We start from the raw sequence: 20,028 nt of genomic DNA, 5'->3' as shown, positions 1-20,028 counted from the left end.
TCCCGTCGATGACGGTTCCCAGCTCGTCTCGACCGACGCCTGCTGGGCCGGTGAGATCAACAGTAGACGTCACACGAGCATTGCGGGGTGACCTCTACCAGCAGTATCTCCGTCTGTTCGGGATGTGAAAGTCCCAAGAGGACCCGATTTCCCGGCCCATACTCTTTTTCGACGACATCACAGTCGATAAGACGCTCTAGGTGATATTCGAGTGAGCTTCGGGCGATGTCGACGGAATCAGCTATCTCACTGGGGGTCGGTGAGTCGTCTTTCAGCAGGCGCGTGATTATTTCACAAGATACGTCTCGCTGAAGCAGTGCCAGGGCTTTCCGCTCCCACTCGTCGTACTCGGGTGGATAGTAGTGGACCTTCCCGTACAGTTTTTCAGAAACCAGCTTTTCCCGGTCGAGCAGTCGCTGAAGATGATGCTGTACCTGCCCTGGTGAGCCGTCAGTTCTCCTGACGAGTTCGTTGAAGTGAACCCCAGCGTTTTCCACCACGCACGAGTGGATTCGACGGCGTGTATCGTTCATTGGCATTTCGGCGAGTGACAGGTCTCTCGGCCGTCACTTCGTCCGCCCCTCTGATATGTCGCCGGGTTGCTCCCACGAAGTAAGAACGTCGGTGGCGTGGGTTACCAGCGCAGGTCGGCTGCCGCTTGGCTCACCCCAGCGTTCGTCGTCGGCGGAAAGACTGTCGGTCCTGGCCGCTCTTGACGCTGCTGTCACTTGCCCTGCTCGGACGAATTACGGCGACGATCCCCCAGCGCACTCGTGGCCCATCCTGCGGTTGCGCCGAAACTGATGCTTCGTCACCCGTATCAGGCTGACTCGAGTGTGAGGCCGAGTGACGTTTCGTTCTCGACGTTGTCGGTGACCGGACAGCGGTCCTCGACGGCTGCGAGCCACGCCTCGAGTTCGTCTTCGGTCGCGTCCGACTCGACTTCGACCGTAACCTCGAGGCCCTGGAGGCCTGGGCGGGCGTCGGACTGCTCGCCGCGGTAGCTGGCGTAGTCGATATCTCCTTCGATCGATACCGTCATCTCGTCGATCGGCACGGCCATATCGCGCGCGACCATCGTCGCCGTCGAGTTCAGACAGCCAAGAACCGCACCCAGAAAGTACTCGACGGGGTTTACGTCCTTGCCGACGACGAACTCTGCGTCGCCGGTGTCGATTCGAGTTCGTTTCGGACTGAGTCGGTCGGCGGTCAGTTCGTACGTCGTCGGGTCGTTCGATTCCGTCATCGTGCGTACTAGAGTCGCCGGCGACCGAATAAAACGTGACGGTGAGCGGTTGCGTTAGCCGTGAATTCCCATCGCTTCGATCTGTTCCTGGTACCGATTCCGGATCGTCACTTCGGTAACCTGCGCGACGTCTGCGACTTCACGCTGGGTCTTTTTCTCGTTACAGAGCAGCGACGCAGCGTAGATCGCAGCGGCGGCGTATCCGGTCGGAGACTTGCCCGAGAGCAGCCCTTCCTCGGCCGTCTTCTCGATGATTTCGTTGGCCTTTGTCTGGACCTCTTCGGACAGTTCGAGTTCGGAACAGAAACGAGGGACGTACTTTTTCGGGTCGACGGGTCGCATCTCGAGGCCGAGTTCTTGTGAGATGTATCGATACGTCCGGCCGATCTCTTTTCGTTCGACGCGTGAGACTTCCGAGATTTCTTCGAGGCTCCGTGGGATTCCCTCCTTTCGACAGGCGGCGTACAGCGCCGATGTCGCGACGCCTTCGATCGACCGACCGCGGATGAGGTCTTCTTTGAGTGCGCGGCGATAGATCACCGAGGCGACCTCGCGTACCGACCGTGGGACACCGAGTGCCGAGGCCATCCGGTCGATTTCGCTCAGTGCGAACTGGAGATTTCGTTCGCCGGCGTCTTTCGTTCGAATCCGCTCTTGCCACTTTCGCAGCCGATGCATCTGGCTGCGTTTCTTCGAAGAAATAGAGCGTCCGTAGGCGTCTTTGTCTTTCCAGTCGATCGTCGTCGTCAGTCCCTTGTCGTGCATCGTCTGGGTCGTCGGTGCACCGACCCGGGACTTTTCCTGCCGTTCCTGGTGGTTGAACGCCCGCCACTCAGGACCGGGGTCGATCTTTTCTTCCTCCACGACGAGCCCACAGTCTTCACAGATGAGCTCACCCCGGTCGGAGTCTTTCACGAGATTGTCCGATTCACACTCGGGACAGGCTTTTACCCCCTCCTGATCCTCGGTCTCGTCCGTCTCACGCGTGCGCTCCCGCTGGCGGGTGGACCGTGTCATCGCACTTTTATAGTAGTAACACCAGCATATATAAACTTTTGGTAGCTACTTTCGGCTGTAGAGAGATAATGGCCAAAACGGCCGATATGGGGCCTCAACCGGTGAGTTTGCGATACAAAACCAGAAAGACTTTATCCGGAACTGCCAGAGCACGGCTACGAATGCCGGTCATCGAGTGTGACATCGAGCGAGCGCGACTCCGCCTCGAGGAGGCAGGTGTCGCCGTCGAATCGGGGAACACGGACCACGAACGCTGGCGGGCGAGTCGCGGGTCGGCGACGGCCGTCGCCTACGACGACAAGGTCGTGATCCAGGGAGAGTCGCCCCAGGATCTCGAGGCCCTGCTCCGGGGCGGCGGCGGGCGGGCCCACCTCTACTTCGACGGCGGCGCGCGCGGCAATCCGGGACCTGCGGCTATTGGCTGGGTGATCGTCACCGGCGACGGCATCGTCGCGGAAGGGAGCGAGCGGATCGGCCGTGCAACGAACAACCAGGCCGAGTACGCGGCGCTGATCGCCGTCCTCGAGGCCGCGCGCGACTACGGCTACGACGAAGTGCAGATTCGCGGCGATTCCGAACTGATCGTCAAGCAGGTCCGTGGCGAGTACGACACGAACAATCCCGAACTCCGCGAGAAGCGAGTGACCGTCCACGAACTGCTCTCGTCGTTCGACGAGTGGGCGATCGAACACGTCCCCCGCGAGGTCAACGAGCGTGCGGACGAACTCGCAAACGAGGCATTCGAGAGCTAACTGGAGAGTGCTGGCCGACGATCGGCAATTGCAAAACCGCCGCTCACGAACGGTCGCGTATGAGCGAGTCGAACGGATCGGAATCGACTGACGCGCGTGACGACGGAGCCGACAGTGCGGAACTGCCCGCCGACGTCGTCGAGGAGGCAGAACGGCTCACGCGTCTCGAGCGGACGGTCGCCGACGACAACGAGGCCACAGCTCACGCCAAACGGCGCGAGGAACTGTTGGACAATCACGGGTTCACGTCCCGAATCCGGGACGACGACGGCGACGACGTATTGGTCTGTCATCCCGCGGCATGGATCGAAGACGGACTCGTCAGGACCGACCGGGTCGAGGATACCTCTCGCGCGGTCGAAATCCCACTCGAGGGGACGGGCGATCCGGACGACTGGAACGAAGTCGACGCCCACAACCGCGAAATCGCCACAGTGGTCAGGGAACGCCACGGCGGCGTCCACGGAGACAACGCAGCGGCGCTTGCGGACTTCGTCGGCAACCACTACGCGAAGTCGATCGAGTCGTTGACGGCCGAGGAACTCGCGGAGTTCCGAACGGAGTATTTCGTGCGTAACGCGTGGCCGTCAAAAAAACAGCGGACTGTGATCGACGAATCGATCGAGTTGATCTACGAAACGGTCGGTGAAGCCGTTCCGGGGGAGTAGATCAGTAGCTTTCGTCGACGATGTCGCGGATCTCGTCCGCGCGGTCTCCATCGCTGACGACGTTCGAGAGCGTCCAGCGGACGCCGTCGAGGACGGCATCGTAGCCGTCGTCGGTCAGTGCGTACTGGTTGGTTCGTTTGTCGAGTTCACTCTTTTCGACCAGTCCCAGTTCGACGAGTTCGTCGAGGTTCGGGTAGAGACGGCCGTGGTTGACCTCGGTTCCGTAGTAATCCTCGAGTTCCCGCTTGATCGCCAGGCCGTACATCGGCTCCTTGGCGAGGATGACGAGGATGTTGTTCTGGAACGCTGTGAGCTCGCGCGCGATACTCTGTTCGCCGGTAATTGATTGTGCCTCTGACATACCTGTGCAAATGTCACCAGACTATTTAAGACTTGCCAACATTACACGTCGCAACCGGTAGACGGAGTCTAGCCGGCATCGTTTTCCTGGACGATTACGTCCGAATCACAGTCGTCGGTTGTCTGGTTGCCATCAAGTACCGTTGACACTCGATTAGGAAAGTACTTTTTGATCGACTACGATGGTCGGATATATGGTCAACCTCTGGGAAGACCTCGAGACTGGACCGAATCCGCCGGAAGAGATCTACGCCGTCGTGGAGTGTCTCAAAGGCGAGCGCAACAAATACGAGTACGACAAGGACGTTCCTGGCGTCGTCCTCGATCGAGTACTCCACAGCAACGTCCACTACCCGAGCGACTACGGTTTCATCCCGCAGTCGTACTACGACGACGAGGACCCATTCGACGTGCTCGTGCTCGTCGAGGACCAGACGTTTCCCGGCTGTGTCATCGAAGCCCGTCCCGTCGCCCTGATGAAGATGGACGACGACGGCGAACAGGACGACAAAGTCATCGCCGTCCCCTCCGAGGACCCACGATACGACCACATCGAGGATCTCGAGGACATTCCACAGCAACAACGCGACGAGATCGACGAGTTCTTCACGACCTACAAGAACTTAGAGGAAGGCAAAGAAGTCGAGACGCTGGGCTGGGAGGACAGGCAGGCTGCCTACGACGCGATCGAACACGCCCAGGACCTCTACGAAGAGCACTTCGAGTAACGTCGTTGCCGACGTTCGTTTTTCCCGACCGGATACACCGTGGTTATTTGCGGCTCCGTCGCCGATGAGTTATGAGCATGGGTAATTTTATTGGGTGGTAGAACGTACGACTGTACGTCATGGCAGCCAGCAACCGATCCCCACGCACGCCCGCATCCGGCGACGAGCCAGCCAATTCCGGCGCTGGCATGGCCCACCTCACCGTGGTCCCGACGAATTTCGACTCCGATGACGAACGAAACGAGTAGCCACTTTCTGCTTCTCGACCGATCCCGCCTCCCGCGACTTCTCAGTAGCGTGTCCTGAAACGAACCTTCTTGTGTACGGTCGGTCTACGGCCCTCTATGGGTCTGTTCGATCGGCTGCGGGGCGACGGCGCACCCCGCGTCGCGTTCATCGGAATTGACGGCGTGCCATACAGTCTTCTCGCCGAGAACGAAGAGCTGTTCCCCAACATCGCGTCGCTCGCCGACGACGGGTCCGCAGGTGAAATCTCGAGTATCGTCCCGCCCGAGTCCAGCGCCTGCTGGCCTGCGCTGACGACCGGAACGAACCCCGGAGAAACAGGCGTCTATGGCTTTCAAGACCGTGAGGTAGGCACCTACGAGACGTACGTGCCGATGGGACGGGAAGTCCAGGCTGACCGCGTCTGGGATCGCGTCCAGGAAGCCGGTCGCCAGGCAACCGTCATGAACGTTCCAGTCACATTTCCGCCCCAGCGAAACGTCCAGCGAATGGTCTCGGGCTTTCTCTCCCCTGGCCTCGAGAAAGCGGCACATCCGGACGGATTCCGTGAGTATCTCGAAGATATCGAGTACCGAATCGACGTGAACCCGAAACTCGGCCACCAAGAGGACAAAGTCGAGTTCGTCGAGGACGCCCACGCCACGGTCGACGCCCGGTTCGAGGCATTCCAGCAGTACGTCGAGGAAGACGACTGGGACCTCTTTTTCGGCGTCTTCATGACGACCGACCGGGTCAACCACTTCCTGTTCAAAGACTACGCGGAAGACGGCGAGTACAAAGACGAATTCCTCGAGTTCTACCAGAAGATCGACGACTACATCGGCCGACTGCGCGAGGCCCTGCCCGAGGACGTGACGATGATCGTCGCATCCGATCACGGCTTTACCAGCCTCGACTACGAGGTCCACTTCAACGAGTGGCTCCGCGAGGAGGGCTGGCTCTCTTTCACGAGCAACACCCCCGAAGAACTGGCCGATATCGCCGACGAGACGACCGCCTACTCCTTTATCCCGGGACGGTTCTACATCAACCTCGAGGGGCGAGAACCCCGCGGCTCGGTTGCCGAGGAAGAGTACGACGACGTGCGTGACGAACTCAAAGCCGACATCCTCGACCTCGAGGCCCCCGACGGCCGACAGGTCGTCGACCGCGTCGTCGAGAAAGAGGAGGCGTTTCGCGGCGACCACGACGACATCGCGCCGGACCTGGTCGCGATCCCTCGGGCCGGATTCGACCTCAAGTCCGGGTTCACGGCCGACTCCGAGGTGTTCACGCGGGGGCCGCGAAATGGGATGCACAGTTTCGACGACACCACCCTCCTTATCGACCACCCGGGGGCGAACATCGACGGTGCCGACCTACTCGACATCGCGCCCACGATTCTCGACCTGATGGACGTCGAGTACAGTCGCGGCGAGTTCGACGGAGCAAGTCTGCTGTAGGCTCGTCTCATCCGAGACGGACTGCTGTACCGACGTACCGGGACAACTCGGATCGCGGTTGCGCGGCAATGACGGACAGCAAGCCGGATGAGACGGTTCGCACAACCATCGTCGCGCCGCAACCGTCTGCTGGAGTCGTCTCCCCACCCGATCACCGGACCGAACGTAACCGCTACCGATACCGGTTCGATCCCGTTTTCCGAATCCGGACCAACTCTCGGCATACGATGGAACGCGAGGAAGTGATCCACGCTCGCGGCCACGAGAACGTTCGGGCCGAACACGCGAGTACGTTCGAGGTGACGACTGACGACTACCTGACTCCCGCAGGAGATTGCATCCTCGCAATCGAGGCCGATCGAGCCCCCGCCGACTTCGATCCCGACTTCGTCGCGGCCTGCCAGAACGCCGACGCGACGATCACGGTCGAACTCGAGACCGCCGGCCACGTCGACTCCGTGACGGGGCGTGGCGACCCCGCCCTCGAGTTCACGAACGAACGCAGCGCCGTCGGGCGGACGAGCGAGTACGTCGACGATCGGACGATGCTACTCGAGGCCGACTTCGCCGCCGAGGGGTTCGACCGCGACCTCGTCGGTGCGCTCACCGAGGGTGCCGAGGTGACGGTGACGTTCCGCGTCGAGTGACACGATCGGGAATCACCGCCGACACTTACCGTTCACAGCCATAGAGCGGCTGGGGCCCCCACAGAGACCGTAAAGATAATTGTTCGATAGTAGATACACCCTCGTATGAAACAGAAAGTCATCTGTCCTCACTGTTCGGAGAAAGTCTCGATCGACGTCGATAGAAAGGTCCTCAGAACGAGAGGACGGATCGGCTCCGTCAACGACGGCTACGATCGGTCCGCAGTCTGCCCGGACTGTGACGAGAAGTTCGCCTGTAAAGTCGAGGACCCGACGCGTCGTCGTCGGTAAGCCTGGGCTTTCGCTTCCACCGTCTTCGTCTCGACGCTGCACAGGAACAAGACCAATACGCTACGAGCCTGTGGTTCCGATATGACCGAGGACCCGGAGCCAGCGGTCAACGTAAGCGGCGGCCAAGCGGGCGGTGGCGTCGCCGCGGAGTTCGATCCGGCGACTGCCGACACCCGCGCCGAACACGTCGTCGATCGCCTCGGGGAACTGTACTGGCAGAAACGCTACGGCGGTCGAGATGCCTTCACCTGCCTCGTCCGAACGATCCTGAGCCAGAACACCAGCGACAAGGCCAGCCAGCCAGCCCACGACGCGTTGATCGAGCGCTACGACACGACAGACGCCGATCTTGCTGACACACTCGCCGCTGCCGAACAGTCGACACTCGCGGAGACGATCAGTTCGGCCGGCCTCTACAACCAGAAGTCGAGGGTTCTCATCACGACCGCCGAGTGGGTCGTCTCGGAGTTTGGCTCCGCAACGGCCTTCGACGAGTTCGTCACGGAGAAAGCACCCGAAACCGTCCGCGAGACGCTACTCGAGGTCCGCGGCGTCGGTCCCAAGACCGCCGACTGCGTGTTGCTGTTCGCCGGCGGGCGAACTGGCGTCTTCCCCGTCGACACGCACGTCCACCGGATCTATCGCCGACTCGGGATCGCCTCGCCCGACGCCGACCACGAGGAAGTGCGAACGGTGCTCGAGGAAGTCGTCCCGGCGAAAAAGTGTGGGTTCGGCCACACCGCGACGATCCAGTTCGGCCGGGAGTACTGCACGGCGCGCAAGCCGGCCTGCCTCGAAGACCCCGACGCCTGCCCGCTGGGCGACCGCTGCGACCAGGTCGGTGTCTACCCCGCGACGGAGGACGTCGTCGATCCTGCCGAGACGCTCGAGTGACGCCGATTGCATTCGGGAGTCGGCAACGAACTCCGCGCCGTGGAGACGGCCGCGTCGTCTCATGAGTAGGGACCTGGCCCGCGTCGCTCACCGTTCGCTCGTGACCGCCGGTCGCGTCCTCATTCGGCGATCGGCTCGAACCAGCCACGAGTGCGGGCACGCCCACAGCCTGCAGGCATGTCCAGAACCGCGAAGAAGTTCCCGACTCGAGCGCCGAAAGCGGCTGCCGGCGTCACGTGGTGACACGATAAGCGTGTGCACTGTTTTTGACTTCACCGGCCGTGTCAGACGCACACGGCCACGCCACACGTACGTATCGGTCTGTAGAAATGTCTGTGAAGATTCACAACCGTTTTATGCAAGTGTCGGGGTAGAACCGGGGCACGATGGCTGCAGACCCCTACCGGGATGCAGAGACGAGCAAGACAGGCGCTGAGTCGAACGACCGTTCTGCGACCTCCCGTCGACGGCTGTTAGCAACGACGGCCGTCGGCTCCGTCAGCGCGTTCGCGGGCTGTGCGGAGACCCTCGCGGGCGACGACGACGCGACGGACCGACTGCGGGTGATGGTCTGGAGCGGTAACTACGCTGATCGGTTCGAGGACGGCCTCGTTTCGCAGTGGGAAGCAGAACGCGACATCGATATCGAACTCGAACGTGGTTGGGACGGCATTCTCGAGAGTATTCGGAACGCACCGGCGGACGATCCGCCGTTCGACGTCACCGTCGCCGAGGGGAATTTCTACTACTACGGCCGCCAGGACGACCTGTTCGAGCCGATCGACGTCGACAACATCTCGAACGCCGACGAGATCATGGATTTCTTCACGGAGATCCGCGATCCCGAGTACGGGATGCCCGTCGACGGCGCACCCTGTACTATCATCCACCGCGACGACGCGGACGTCGACCCCGAGACGTGGGCCGATCTCTCCGCCGAGACCGTCGCTAACAGCGAAGGCGTCGGGATCGACACCGGCTTCTGGTGGTATCCGATGTACGCGGCCGCGATCGGAATGAGCGAAGAAGAGACAGCCGAGGAGATGTACGACGAGACACTCCACGGCGATGTCCTCGACCGGATCGAAGACTGGGGCATCGAAGAGTGGGCATCCACCGGCGAAGATATCTGGCAGGCGTTCGAAAACGGCGTCATCGACGTCGCCCAGTGGTACTACGACCAGACCGCTTTCGACATCGACGACTACGAGGGCCTCAGCCACACGCTGCCCGAACAGACGACTGGGTGGATCAACAACTGGTGTATCGTTCGCGGCACCGACATGCACGACGAGGCAGAGGAGTTCATCGACTTCCTGCTCGACGCCGAGGTTCAGTCCGAGTGGGCTGAAAGCCATCCGATGATGTTCAGTAACGAGAACATCGACTACCCCGCCGAGCTCGAGGGCGACCTCCCGACGACCGACGAAGAGGCACGCGACATCGCGTTCCCCAACTGGAGCGAACTCGCCGAGCACAGCGACGACCTCGCCGACGAGTTCTCGCGAATGCAACAGCAGTCCTAACGTTACTGAACCAGACCAATGTCCGAAATTACGTTGCAGGGACTCGAGAAACAGTACGGCGAGACGACCGCGGTCGAAGACGTCTCGGTCGAAATAGCGGACGGCGAACTGCTGTGCCTGCTCGGGCCCAGCGGCAGCGGGAAGTCGACGACGCTGCGGATGATCGCCGGCCTCGAGACGCCGACCGCCGGATCGATCCGGATCGACGACGAGGACGTCACCGACCAGCCGGCCTACGACCGAAACACGTCCACCGTGTTCCAGGACTGGGCGCTGTTTCCACACAAGACGGTGCGCGAGAACGTCGCGTTCGGACTGAAGATGCGCGGCGTATCGAGAGAAGAACGCACGGAACGCGCCGAAGAGATGCTCGAGCGTGTCCAGATGGGTGGCTACGGTGACGACGATCCGACGAACCTGAGCGGCGGACAGAAACAGCGGGTTGCACTGGCCCGCTCGCTGGCCGTCAACCCCGACGTACTGTTGCTCGACGAGCCGCTGTCGAACCTCGACAAGCGACTCCGGGAGGACATGCAGATCGAACTCCGTGAGATCCACGAGGACCTAGAAGAGACGTTCGTCCACGTCACTCACGACCAGGACGAGGCGTTCACGCTTGCCGACCGCATCGGAATCATGAACGAAGGACAGTTGATCCAGGTCGGCGACCCCGACGAGATCTACGAGAACCCCAGGAACCGCTTCATCGAAGGGTTTCTCGGCGACACGAACTTCGTCGACGGGACGGTGGGATCGGTCGGACCCGACAGCGTCGCCGTCGAGACGAAATTCGACAGCGAGATCACGATTCCAGCCGACACCGCCCACGACCTGGATGAGGGGACGGAGCTGACGCTGTCGCTGCGACCCGAAATCTTCTCGATCGAGCGACCGACCGCTGACGACAGCCAGCGACAGGTACTGGCCGACGGTGCCGCGGCAAACGCCGTCGTCGGGACGATCGACAACGTCCTCTACCGTGGCTCGACTGTCCGGTACTCCGTCTCGGCCGGCGACACGTCGATCTTCGTCGAACGCACCGACACGACCGAGGAGTCGCTGGCCGTCGGCGACGAGATCCGTATCGAGTGGAACGGCAGCGACGTCCTCGCGTTTCGCACCGACGGAACGCGCATACCCCTGTAGCGATGACGGACACGAACACAGCACTCCCGGATTCGATCGGTGCCACCGTGCCGGACCTGTCGACACTCTCGAGTTCGACCCGCGCGCTGTTGTTGATGGCACCGCTGCTCGCGTTCGAACTGCTGGTTTTCGTCGTCCCGTTTGTCATCCTGCTTCGGATCAGCGTCACGGCGTCGTCGACCGACCACGTCTACGCCGAAGGGACCTGGTCGCTCGAGAGCTACGTTGAAGTCTTCACCGACGGCCTGCTGTTGAGTGTCATCGTCGAGTCGTTCCAGCTCGGCGTGATCGTGACGATCCTCTCGGTCGTCATCGGGCTGTTCTACGCGTACGCCATCTGGCGCTCGCGTGGCCTCGTCAAGTCGTTGCTGTTGCTGTCGGTCGTCATGCCGCTTCTGACGACGCTGGTCATCCGGACCTACGCGTTCAATCCACTGTTAGCGCCGACCGGAACGCTCAACGACGCGCTTCTGTCGTTGGGTGTTCTCTCGGAGCCGGTCCAGTTCGTCCCCGCGACTGTCGGAGCCGTCGCCGGGCAACTGTACATCGTCCTTCCGTACGCAGTGTTGGCAATCTACAGCGTGTTGTCGACGATGGACTGGGGGATCGTCGAGGCCGCACGCGATCTCGGAGCGAGCAGGCCGCGGTCGTTCGTCGAAGTCGTGTTGCCACAGGCGATGCCGGGGATCATCGTCGGCGCTGTGATCTCGTTCGCCTGGAGCGTCGGCGCCTACGCGGCTCCCGATCTCCTCTCACACGACATCACGTTCGCGGTCCACGCCGAGGAACTGATGCTTGGTTACATGGACTACTCGCTTGCAGCCGCGCTGTCGGTCGTTATGCTCCTGTTGATGCTCGTCGGTGTCGCTGTGATTTTCGCAGTTCTCAACCGCTTCGGAGGTGAGTTCGACCTTGCATAGGGAAACACTCGAGACCGCCGCGTTCCGCGTCGGTTACGCCGCGTTGTTCGCGCTGCTACTGCTCCCGTTGCTGGTCGTCGTCGTGACGTCGTTTGCGGCGTCCGGCCGACTCGCGTTCCCGCCGGAGAGCTACTCGCTCGTCTGGTACAGTGAGTTCTTCGACAGCATTGGCTGGCTCACAGCGTTCGAGAACAGCATTATAGTCGGCGTCGGGACGGCGTTGTTCGCGACCGTCCTCGGCGTCCTGGCCGCGTTCGGCCAGGAGTTCGACGAGGAGAGCACGCTCGGGACGATCGTCGGCCCGCTGGTGTTGCTTCCCCTGTTGATCCCGCCAGTGATCCTGGGGATCACGCTGTTGATGTACTTCAGTGAGCTCGGGCTTCGCGACTCGTATGCGACGCTCGTTCTCGCACACACGCTGTGGGCGACGCCGCTGGTCTACTTCGTGATGCGGTCGGTGTTCAGCCGATTCGACTGGCAACAGCTAGACGCCGCCTACGACCTCGGGGCGGGACCGGTCCAGGCGTTCGTCCACGTCGTCTTGCCGAACGTCAAACAAGGCGTCTTCGTCGGTGCCTTGCTCGCCTTTATCATCAGTCTTCAGGAGTTCGTGATGGCGCTTTTCCTCTCGACGGGCAGCACCGAAACCATTCCGGTGTTGGCCTGGACGGAGATCCGACAGGCACTCGACCCGATGGTCAGCGTCGTCTCGACGTTTCTCATCCTGTTTTCGCTCGTCGCGCTCGCACTCGCCGTGCTCGCGACGAACCTCGAGTGGGTATCGAAGCAGTTGTCCTAACCGACACCTCACGGTGTTTCTTCGGCCACAAATACGTCGGCCGCGACGATGACGCGTCCGCCGACAGCGAGGCTACGGGACTACTTGCCACTGCAGAACACGAGAGGGCGAACGTATTTATATGTACATATTCCAACTAATTTCCAATGACAGTATCGATGCAGTTGCGGTTCGAGAACCTCGGCAAACGATACGCAACGGATGTCTAGGGTGTTCGAGGAATCGACCTCGAGTTTGGGGAGGGAATACACGGCCTACTCGGCCCGAACGGTGCCGGCAAGTCGACGCTGATGCAAATCGTCACGACGGTTCTGAAACCGACGACCGGGACCGTCTACTGGAACGGGACCGACGTCGTCGAAACGCCCTCGGCCGTCCGCGACGAACTGGGATATCTCCCCCAGAGTTTCGGCGTCTATCCGGATCTTACCGCCACGGAATTTCTCGAGTACGTGGCTGCACTGCGTGGCCTGGACCGTGAGACTGCTGACGCCAGGATCGACGAGCTGCTCGCACTGACGAACCTCGAACACGTCCGTGACGAAAAGATACAGACGTTTTCCGGCGGGATGCGCCAGCGAGTGGGCATCGCACAGGCACTGGTGAACGATCCGAGCCTGCTGATCGTCGACGAACCGACGGTCGGTCTCGATCCGGAGAAACGAGTCCGCTTCCGGAACGTCCTTTCCTCCATCGCGAGCGATCGCATCGTCTTGCTCTCGACACACATCGTTCCGGACATCGAGGCGACGGCGAACAGCGTCGCCCTCCTCGAGGACGGCGAACTGGTGACACATACAGGTCCCGAGTCACTCGTCGAAGCGACCGCGGGAAGCGTCTACGAGTATCTCGTTTCGCGTGCCGACCTCGAGAGGCGGTCAGAGACCAGTATCAGGTCTCGAGTACGGTCCAGCGGGCCGACAGCGTCAGTGTCAGAGTGATCGCCGATGAACGACCAGATCCCGACGCGAAGTCGGTCACACCGACGCTCGAGGACGCCTACCTCCATCGAATCGACCGCCGGGGAGGAGTGTAGTATGGACACCGAGCGAGTGAGGGTGCGTCGCGTCTTCCACGTCGCGCGGGCGGATTTCTACCAGCGACTCCGGTCTCGACAGGTGCTCGTCGTCCTGGCCGTAATCGCGTCTCTCGGCTATCTGGTCAACGTCGGCACCGTCGAGCTATTCTACCTAGACTCGAGCAACGGGGAGACGGTCCAGTACACCGGCGAGCCGACATTGGCGTACATCGGGCTCACCGCCGGAATGACGGGTGCGTCGGTCCTGCTTGTCCTCGGGTACTACCTTCTCGCGGGCTCGCTCGAGCGCGACCGAACACACGACGTCGATCGACTCGCCGCGAGCACGGGCGTCGCCACTCGGACGGTCCTCGTCGGAAAGTGGGTTAGTCACGTCGGATACGTCGCCGTCGTGCTCGGAACGCTCGGAGTCGCGGCGGTCATCAACCACCACGTTCACGGGACAGGAACGACAGATCCTGTCTGGATTCTCGGGGCGGTATTTCTGCTCGGGCTCCCAGTTGGGTGTCTCGTCGCTGGTGTCACGCTCCTGTTTCATACGGATTACTGTAACGATTTACCGGCGCAACCGCCGCCCGGGTCGCGGTTGTGCCGAAAATGACTTACAGGAAACCGTATCAGTCGACGGATTGGCTCGACGGGACGATCGGGAACGTCGTCTACTTCTTCGTGGCAGCGATGGCATTGGCGGTCGCCGCTACGACGGGCGACTACGCTCCCGACGAAATCCCTGTCTGGCTCCAGCTGACCGATACTGTCGGGATGTTCGTTTCGGCCGAACTGACTGCAGAGGCGCTATACTCGGTCGCCCCGGAGTACGAGGGGCTGGGCGTCGCGAACTTCGGGGCCGGTAGCGCAAGCGCCGAGATCGTCCGGTTCCACTGGGGTGGCGACTGGCTGCCGCTCTGGTTCTACGTGAACCGCTTCGGGTTGCTCCTCTTGGGGATCGGATTCGCGGTGCTTGCGACCGTCCCGTACGAACGGTTCGATCGCAGTCGAGCGACGGACGGAGACGGGATCGGTCGCAGACTGCGCCGGGTCCTTCTCTCGATTCGTTCGACGATGAGCCAGACGCCCGACAGCCGAAACGTCGAAGATGCGTCTCTGACACCCGTATCGGACCGAACTGCCGGAGGAATGGGACGGCTCGTTTTGCAGGAGCTACGGCTGCTGGTCCGTGGCCACCCCTGGTGGTGGTACGCCGGGGCGCTCGCGATCTGTGTCGCCGGTCTCTCCAGTTTGGCGGCCAGTTTCGGCGTCGTCGTCGCCGCAGCAATCTGGCCGGTGTTCCTCTGGTCGTCGATGGGGTCCCGGCCAACCCGACACGGGGTGACGCCGTTTATCGTCTCGTCGAAGCATCCCTACGGACAACTCGCCGCAGAATGGATGGCCGGCGCGATTGTCGCGACGGCGTTTTTCGGCGTCGCTCTCTGGCTACTGCTCCTCGAGACAGGAGCGAGCGGCGCGGCCGTTCTCGTCGGAGCCGTCCTGTTCGTTCCATCACTTGCACAGGCGATGGGGTGCTGGACCGGGACGAGACGACTGTTCGAACTGACGTACCTGCTGTTGTGGTACGTGGGGCCTCTCAACGGCGTCCCGGAACTCGATTTCGCCGGTGCAACGTCGGAGACCGCTGGAACGACTATGCCACTGCTGTTCGGCGGAATCGGGCTGCTGGCACTTGCTGCCGCATTCGTCTACCGGTATCGACAGACGTAGCTCTCTCGCAACCGGTGGCTGCTATCCTCGAGCCCTCGGTGGAGATTGTGAACGCGACGAGGACGAAAGACGACAAGCCGACGGTTGCGAGGTCGATCCGCGACGGCCGGGCGACGCGTCGAACAGTGTCGAGAACGAGCGCTGCTCGAGGACTACCAGACACTCGACCCCGACGGCACCACTAGTACCGTCCCAACCGTCGACTGACGGGTCGAATCGAGCGACACCGCCAGATTCGACCCATCAGTGCAGGCTTGGCCCGCCACTAGCGCTGGTGGGAAGGTGCTGCCGGCGGGAAACGACTGGCTCACGGTCGACTCGCACCGTCGACAACGACAGTTCGGAGCGGAGTGACAGAAATGCGAGAACGCTCGAGGCGGACAGAGACGGAGCGAGACGGCCCTAGAGGAACCGGAACGTCTCGAGGTTCTTCGGCGCGAACGTCCGCATGTTGTAGTCGTGGTACAGCGCGGAGGACAGATCCTGCGTGGAGCGTTCGTCACCGTGAACACAGAGCACCTTCTCGGGGCGGGGATTCATCGTCTTCACGAAGTTTTCGAGGCCGGCACGGTCGGCGTGGCCGGAGAAGCCGTCGACGGTTTCGACGTCGACGTTCAATTGGAGAGTGCCGCGGCCGTTGTTCCCGCCCATCGCTCCGACTTCGCTGGTCGGAATTTCGTCCCAGCCGTTCTGGATGCGGCGACCGAGAGTTCCCTGAGCCTGGTAGCCGACGAAGACCAGTTTCGAGTCCGGATCGGGGCCGATGTGAGAGAGCCAGGACATGATCGGGCCGCCGGTGACCATACCGGACGTCGAGAGGATGATGCAGGGGCCGCCGTCGGCGACGTCTTGCCGTTCCTCTTCGCCGGCGTCGATGTGGTTGAACTCCTCGGCGAGGAACGGGTTCTCGTCCTCGTGGAAGATGCGGTCGCGCAGTTCGTCCCGCAGGTACTCGGGGTAGGTCGTGTGGATCGCCGTCGCCTCCCAGATCATCCCGTCCAGGTGGACCGGCATCGAGGGAATCTCACCCTCGCGCATCGCTTCCTCGATGACGAGCATGATCTCCTGTGAGCGCCCGACGGCGAACGCGGGAATGAGGACCTTCCCGTCTTGCTCGTAGGCCTCGTTGATGACACGCTTGAGTTTCTCCTCGGAGTCTTCCTGGTCGGTCTGGTAGTCGTTGCGACCGCCGTAGGTCGACTCGAGGACGAGCGTCTCGACCCGGGGGAAGTCGTTGACGGCACCGTTGAACAGGCGGGTGTCCTCGTAGTGGATGTCGCCAGAGAAACAGACGTTGTAGAGGCCATCGCCGATGTGGAAGTGCGAGACGGCCGAACCGAGAATGTGGCCGGCGTTGTGGAAGGTAAGCTTGACGTCGGGTGCGATGTCAGTCACGTCGCCGTACTCGAGCGGGATGCAGTGTTTGATCGCTTCCCGAACTTGCTCGGAGTCGTACGGTGGCGTGCGACCTTCCTTGGCGGCGACGTCGAGATAGTCGAGTGTCAGCAGTCCCATCAGGTCTCGCGTGGGTTCGGTACAGTAGATCGGGCCGTCGTAGCCGTACTTGAACAGCAGTGGGATAAAGGCGGAGTGATCGAGGTGGGCGTGAGTCAGTACGACTGCGTCGATCGTCTCGGGGCCGGCACCGAACGCCTCGGGGGCATGCAGGTACGGGACCTCGCCTTCGGCACCGGGCTTGTCACCACAGTCGATGAGAATTCGGGTCTCGGGCGTCGAGAGGATGAACGCAGCGCGGCCGACCTCGCGACAGCAGCCCAGCGTCGAGATGCGGACGTACTCGTCGTCGGACATCTCTTCGCGGTGGATTTGTCGCCCCACCTTCTCTAGGATGTCCCGTCGGTCGTCGCGTTCCTGTTTGAGGAAACTCCGGACGTTCGAGACGGTCGAGGACTCGATCGGGGGCGTGCGGACGACTTCGGGTGTCCAGCCCACGTCTTTCGTGATATCTCGGAGCGTCGACCCGTGGCGACCGATCACCATACCGGGTTTCTCGGCCTCGATGACGACCTCGCCGGTGTCGGCGTGGAAGTCTAGGTCGGTGACGCCGGCCTCGTCTGGGATGACGTCCATGATCTGTTCGCGGGCCTGTTCTGGCCGCGAAAGAACACTGGGGTCGGGCCGGACTGTGATCCGTTTTCGGAGTTTGCTCGCGAGTTTCCGGATCAGGTCGCCCTGCTGGGCGAACTTCTTCGGATCTCGCGTGTAGACGACCAACTCAGGGCCTTCGTATTTCACCGAGGAAACCGAGATGTCACTCGGTAACTCGCTCGTGATCTCTGCTTCCAGATCGTCAAGTTGCTGCTCTACAGTGCTCATAAGTCGCCAAATGTGGCTTGCGTGAACTCGCCGACGGGAGCAGATGTCCGGCTCGAGTCGAGGATGACGCAATACGTCTCGTATCTCGTGTCATTCTGTGTAGTGCCGTGACGAAGACGCCCCCAGGTCGGTTATCCTGGTTCCTGGTCCGTGCGGGAAGATTCCAGGGAGAACCCGCTTACTCGAGCTTATTCTTCGCTTCGTATAAAAGCCTTCGCAAAGCACAGGGTGACACATGCCGTAGGCGTTGTATGAAGTTTACACCAGAACGCGTCGCTACAGAGCGTGACTGGATCGTCGACCGTGCCGACAGGATTGTCCCCGTAATCAACGACGTCCGCGACGACTTGGGCGAGGTGTTCGACACCGACGTCGATCACGTGACCCGAGAGCAGTACGTCACGGAAGTAGACGTAGTCTTCGCCGACGGCGACCTCGCAGTCAACGTCGCAGCGATGACTGCCATCCTCCGGAGCGTAGACGTCGAGGGAGACTACCCTGGGTTCGTCGTCGACGAACTGCTTGGCCGCGAACTGGCCGCGACGATCGCCGGCACGCAGCCGTTGCGAACGCTTGGCGAGGCGACTTTCCACTACGCGGACCTGCAGGTCCACGGCGATGCCGACGAAAACGCGGGAGTAGACGACCTCGAGGCCGCACTCGCTGCCGGGTTTCAAGAACGTATTTCCGGCTGGAACTGGACCGAACGCGAGAGTCCGTTCGCCCTCGAGTGAGTGTGACCGCCCAGACGGTTTGCTGTCAGTCAGTTCCGACGCGACCGCGAGCACTCCTGCGGTCGCACCGGGACATCGGGGCAGCAGTCCGTCTCAGTCCTCGTCTTCGGGGTCCGGTTCCGCTCCCTGCCCCGGTGTCGGTGCGGCCTCGGCCTGGAGCTGCTGTTCTAGCATGAGACCGTACTCTTCGCCGGGGACCAGACCGCTCACGTCCCCGTCACGGAGTTCGTCCATCAGGCGCTCGTCGGGGCCAGCAAGCAGGAACGCCCCCCTGTTGGCCATCCCTGCCTCGATCGATAGTTCGTCGTCGGCTTCTATCTCCGACTCGAACGCGACGGCACGCTCGACTGTCAGTTCGGTTCGCCGGCGCTCGAACTCGTCCTGTGCTTCCATCTGCTCGAGGTCGCCGGCTTCGATCTCTGCCATGATCTCGGCCTCGAGGTCTTGCATCTCTTCCGGACCTGGTTGGACGAGGCCCGTGATTCCGTCTTCGGGATCGATCTCTGGCTCGCGGTCCACCTCGAGTTCGGTTTCCCCGTCGACATCGGGACCGTCATCGTCGTCTGAGAGGTCGAACTGGCTGCAGCCTGCGAGCGACGCGGTCGCACCGACGCCGCCCAACTGGAGGAGGCGGCGACGACTTGGATTCGTCTCCATTTGCTCCTGACTCGGGGACGGGAACGGTTAAAAGCTCGCAACCTGTGCCGTACCGAGCGGTGACGGGGCGCTTTTAGGTCCCGACGGGGTAGGAACCGCCAGTGACACGCTCCGAACGGGACGCCCACGTCGACACCCTCGAGCACCCATCCCTCGAGTCGGCTCGAGACGCGATCGTCGACGGAATCGACCGCGGCGCACTCGTGACGATCTTCGGTCGATGCTCGGTCGATTACGAGGGGCGAGCCTCGAGTCGGCTCGGGATCGGAGACAGACACGTGCTGCTCAAACCGGACGGGACGGCACTGGTCCACACTGACGAGGGCCAGCAGCCGGTCAACTGGCAGCCGCCGGGCTGTGAGCACTTGGTGTGGTGTGAGAGCAACCAGAACAGTGACCGGCTCGTCCTCGAGAGCGTTCGCTCGACGCCCGACGAACGACTGCTGGTCGGCTTTCGGGACGTCTTTCAGGTCGCTGCGTTTTCGGGTTCCGACGAGACAGAACTCGCTCTCTCTGGCACCGAGGAAGACCTTCGAAAGCGCATCCTCGACGAGCCAGACCTGCTCGAATCCGGCTTTACGCCGCTTGCGACCGAGCGCGTTACGCCCGCGGGAGCGGTCGATGTCTACGGTGAGGACTCGGCCGGACGGGCAGTCGTCGTCGAACTCAAGCGCCGCCGCGTCGGTCCCGACGCCGTGAGTCAACTCCGGCGGTACGTCGACGCACTCGAGCGAGATCTCCACGCCGATGCCACGGTTCGCGGGATACTGGTCGCACCGTCGGTCACCGACCGCGCACAACGGTTGCTCGTCGAACACGGACTCGAGTTCGTCTCGCTCGAGCCGACGGCGGACTGACGG

At 62.0% G+C, this 20,028-nt stretch carries 21 protein-coding genes and 1 pseudogene; 16 read left to right on the top strand and 6 right to left on the bottom strand.

Annotated features, from left to right (window positions below; genetic code table 11):
- Nucleotides 1–56 precede the first annotated feature (56 nt).
- From NATGR_RS12410 to NATGR_RS12400, 3 genes are all read right to left on the bottom strand, one after another.
- Nucleotides 57–533, bottom strand: a complete 477-nt coding sequence (locus NATGR_RS12410) for a winged helix-turn-helix transcriptional regulator (protein ID WP_269459370.1) — start codon at nt 531–533, stop codon at nt 57–59.
- 287 nt (nt 534–820) lie between these two features.
- Nucleotides 821–1,246 carry an OsmC family protein gene (locus NATGR_RS12405; protein WP_005579694.1) on the bottom strand — a complete coding sequence of 142 codons (426 nt, stop codon included), beginning with the start codon at nt 1,244–1,246 and terminating at the stop codon, nt 821–823.
- Nucleotides 1,247–1,300: 54 nt separating this feature from the next.
- Complete coding sequence (locus NATGR_RS12400) at nt 1,301–2,263, bottom strand: transcription initiation factor IIB (RefSeq protein ID WP_005579693.1); 963 nt, start codon at nt 2,261–2,263, stop codon at nt 1,301–1,303.
- Nucleotides 2,264–2,424: 161 nt separating this feature from the next.
- On the opposite strand from NATGR_RS12400, the gene rnhA reads away from it, so the two are divergent.
- Nucleotides 2,425–3,015 carry a ribonuclease HI gene (gene rnhA, locus NATGR_RS12395; protein WP_005579691.1) on the top strand — a complete coding sequence of 197 codons (591 nt, stop codon included), beginning with the start codon at nt 2,425–2,427 and terminating at the stop codon, nt 3,013–3,015.
- A gap of 59 nt (nt 3,016–3,074) precedes the next feature.
- Nucleotides 3,075–3,683: a DUF7108 family protein gene (locus NATGR_RS12390; RefSeq protein ID WP_005579689.1), complete on the top strand. Its 609-nt coding sequence runs from the start codon at nt 3,075–3,077 to the stop codon at nt 3,681–3,683.
- Nucleotide 3,684: 1 nt separating this feature from the next.
- Here NATGR_RS12390 and NATGR_RS12385 read toward each other — a convergent pair whose 3' ends face one another.
- Nucleotides 3,685–4,044 (bottom strand): PadR family transcriptional regulator, encoded by a 360-nt coding sequence (locus NATGR_RS12385; protein ID WP_005579688.1) that lies wholly within the window; start codon nt 4,042–4,044, stop codon nt 3,685–3,687.
- A 193-nt stretch (nt 4,045–4,237) separates the two neighbouring features.
- Here NATGR_RS12385 and NATGR_RS12380 point away from each other — a divergent pair, with 193 nt between their 5' ends.
- From NATGR_RS12380 to NATGR_RS12325, 12 genes and pseudogenes are all read left to right on the top strand, one after another.
- Complete coding sequence (locus NATGR_RS12380; RefSeq protein ID WP_005579687.1) at nt 4,238–4,771, top strand: inorganic diphosphatase; 534 nt, start codon at nt 4,238–4,240, stop codon at nt 4,769–4,771.
- Nucleotides 4,772–5,115: 344 nt separating this feature from the next.
- The gene (locus NATGR_RS12370) at nt 5,116–6,459 is read left to right on the top strand and encodes an alkaline phosphatase family protein (protein WP_005579686.1); all 1,344 of its coding nucleotides are present in this window, start codon (nt 5,116–5,118) and stop codon (nt 6,457–6,459) included.
- Between the two features lie 227 nt (nt 6,460–6,686).
- The gene (locus tag NATGR_RS12365; RefSeq protein ID WP_049887866.1) at nt 6,687–7,106 is read left to right on the top strand and encodes a DUF371 domain-containing protein; all 420 of its coding nucleotides are present in this window, start codon (nt 6,687–6,689) and stop codon (nt 7,104–7,106) included.
- Nucleotides 7,107–7,211: 105 nt separating this feature from the next.
- A complete protein-coding gene (locus NATGR_RS12360) occupies nt 7,212–7,397 on the top strand; it encodes a hypothetical protein (protein WP_005579684.1) in 186 nt (61 codons plus the stop codon).
- Between the two features lie 81 nt (nt 7,398–7,478).
- A complete protein-coding gene (locus NATGR_RS12355) occupies nt 7,479–8,291 on the top strand; it encodes an endonuclease III domain-containing protein (protein ID WP_005579682.1) in 813 nt (270 codons plus the stop codon).
- Between the two features lie 386 nt (nt 8,292–8,677).
- Nucleotides 8,678–9,817 carry an ABC transporter substrate-binding protein gene (locus NATGR_RS12350; RefSeq protein ID WP_005579680.1) on the top strand — a complete coding sequence of 380 codons (1,140 nt, stop codon included), beginning with the start codon at nt 8,678–8,680 and terminating at the stop codon, nt 9,815–9,817.
- Between the two features lie 18 nt (nt 9,818–9,835).
- Nucleotides 9,836–10,963 carry an ABC transporter ATP-binding protein gene (locus NATGR_RS12345; protein ID WP_005579679.1) on the top strand — a complete coding sequence of 376 codons (1,128 nt, stop codon included), beginning with the start codon at nt 9,836–9,838 and terminating at the stop codon, nt 10,961–10,963.
- 2 nt (nt 10,964–10,965) lie between these two features.
- Entirely contained in the window at nt 10,966–11,883 is a 918-nt protein-coding gene (locus NATGR_RS12340) for an ABC transporter permease (RefSeq protein ID WP_005579678.1), read from the top strand.
- Nucleotides 11,876–12,682 (top strand): ABC transporter permease, encoded by an 807-nt coding sequence (locus NATGR_RS12335; RefSeq protein ID WP_049887800.1) that lies wholly within the window; start codon nt 11,876–11,878, stop codon nt 12,680–12,682. Before NATGR_RS12340 ends, NATGR_RS12335 begins: the two co-directional genes overlap by 8 nt.
- A gap of 290 nt (nt 12,683–12,972) precedes the next feature.
- A pseudogene (locus NATGR_RS12330) lies at nt 12,973–13,718 on the top strand (ATP-binding cassette domain-containing protein).
- A gap of 1 nt (nt 13,719) precedes the next feature.
- Nucleotides 13,720–14,322, top strand: coding sequence for an ABC transporter permease (locus NATGR_RS20270; RefSeq protein ID WP_231990865.1), 603 nt, complete (start codon nt 13,720–13,722; stop codon nt 14,320–14,322).
- Nucleotides 14,319–15,440, top strand: coding sequence for a hypothetical protein (locus NATGR_RS12325; protein WP_197706741.1), 1,122 nt, complete (start codon nt 14,319–14,321; stop codon nt 15,438–15,440). The genes NATGR_RS20270 and NATGR_RS12325 overlap by 4 nt, the downstream gene beginning before the upstream one ends.
- Before the next feature lie 402 nt (nt 15,441–15,842).
- On the opposite strand, the gene NATGR_RS12320 is transcribed toward NATGR_RS12325, so the two are convergent.
- Nucleotides 15,843–17,777, bottom strand: coding sequence for a beta-CASP ribonuclease aCPSF1 (locus NATGR_RS12320; RefSeq protein ID WP_005579674.1), 1,935 nt, complete (start codon nt 17,775–17,777; stop codon nt 15,843–15,845).
- A gap of 251 nt (nt 17,778–18,028) precedes the next feature.
- On the opposite strand from NATGR_RS12320, the gene NATGR_RS12315 reads away from it, so the two are divergent.
- Nucleotides 18,029–18,511, top strand: coding sequence for a hypothetical protein (locus NATGR_RS12315; RefSeq protein ID WP_005579673.1), 483 nt, complete (start codon nt 18,029–18,031; stop codon nt 18,509–18,511).
- A 93-nt stretch (nt 18,512–18,604) separates the two neighbouring features.
- Here NATGR_RS12315 and NATGR_RS12310 read toward each other — a convergent pair whose 3' ends face one another.
- Nucleotides 18,605–19,168, bottom strand: a complete 564-nt coding sequence (locus NATGR_RS12310; protein ID WP_005579672.1) for a hypothetical protein — start codon at nt 19,166–19,168, stop codon at nt 18,605–18,607.
- Nucleotides 19,169–19,269: 101 nt separating this feature from the next.
- On the opposite strand from NATGR_RS12310, the gene nucS reads away from it, so the two are divergent.
- The gene (gene nucS / locus NATGR_RS12305) at nt 19,270–20,025 is read left to right on the top strand and encodes an endonuclease NucS (protein ID WP_005579671.1); all 756 of its coding nucleotides are present in this window, start codon (nt 19,270–19,272) and stop codon (nt 20,023–20,025) included.
- The last annotated feature ends 3 nt before the right edge of the window (nt 20,026–20,028 follow it).

It is taken from the genome of Natronobacterium gregoryi SP2 (assembly GCF_000230715.2).
In the GTDB taxonomy this organism is placed as follows: Archaea; Halobacteriota; Halobacteria; order Halobacteriales; family Natrialbaceae; genus Natronobacterium; species Natronobacterium gregoryi.
The sequence above is the reverse complement of the archived record's forward strand: the minus strand, read 5'-3'. Positions and strand labels throughout refer to the sequence as shown.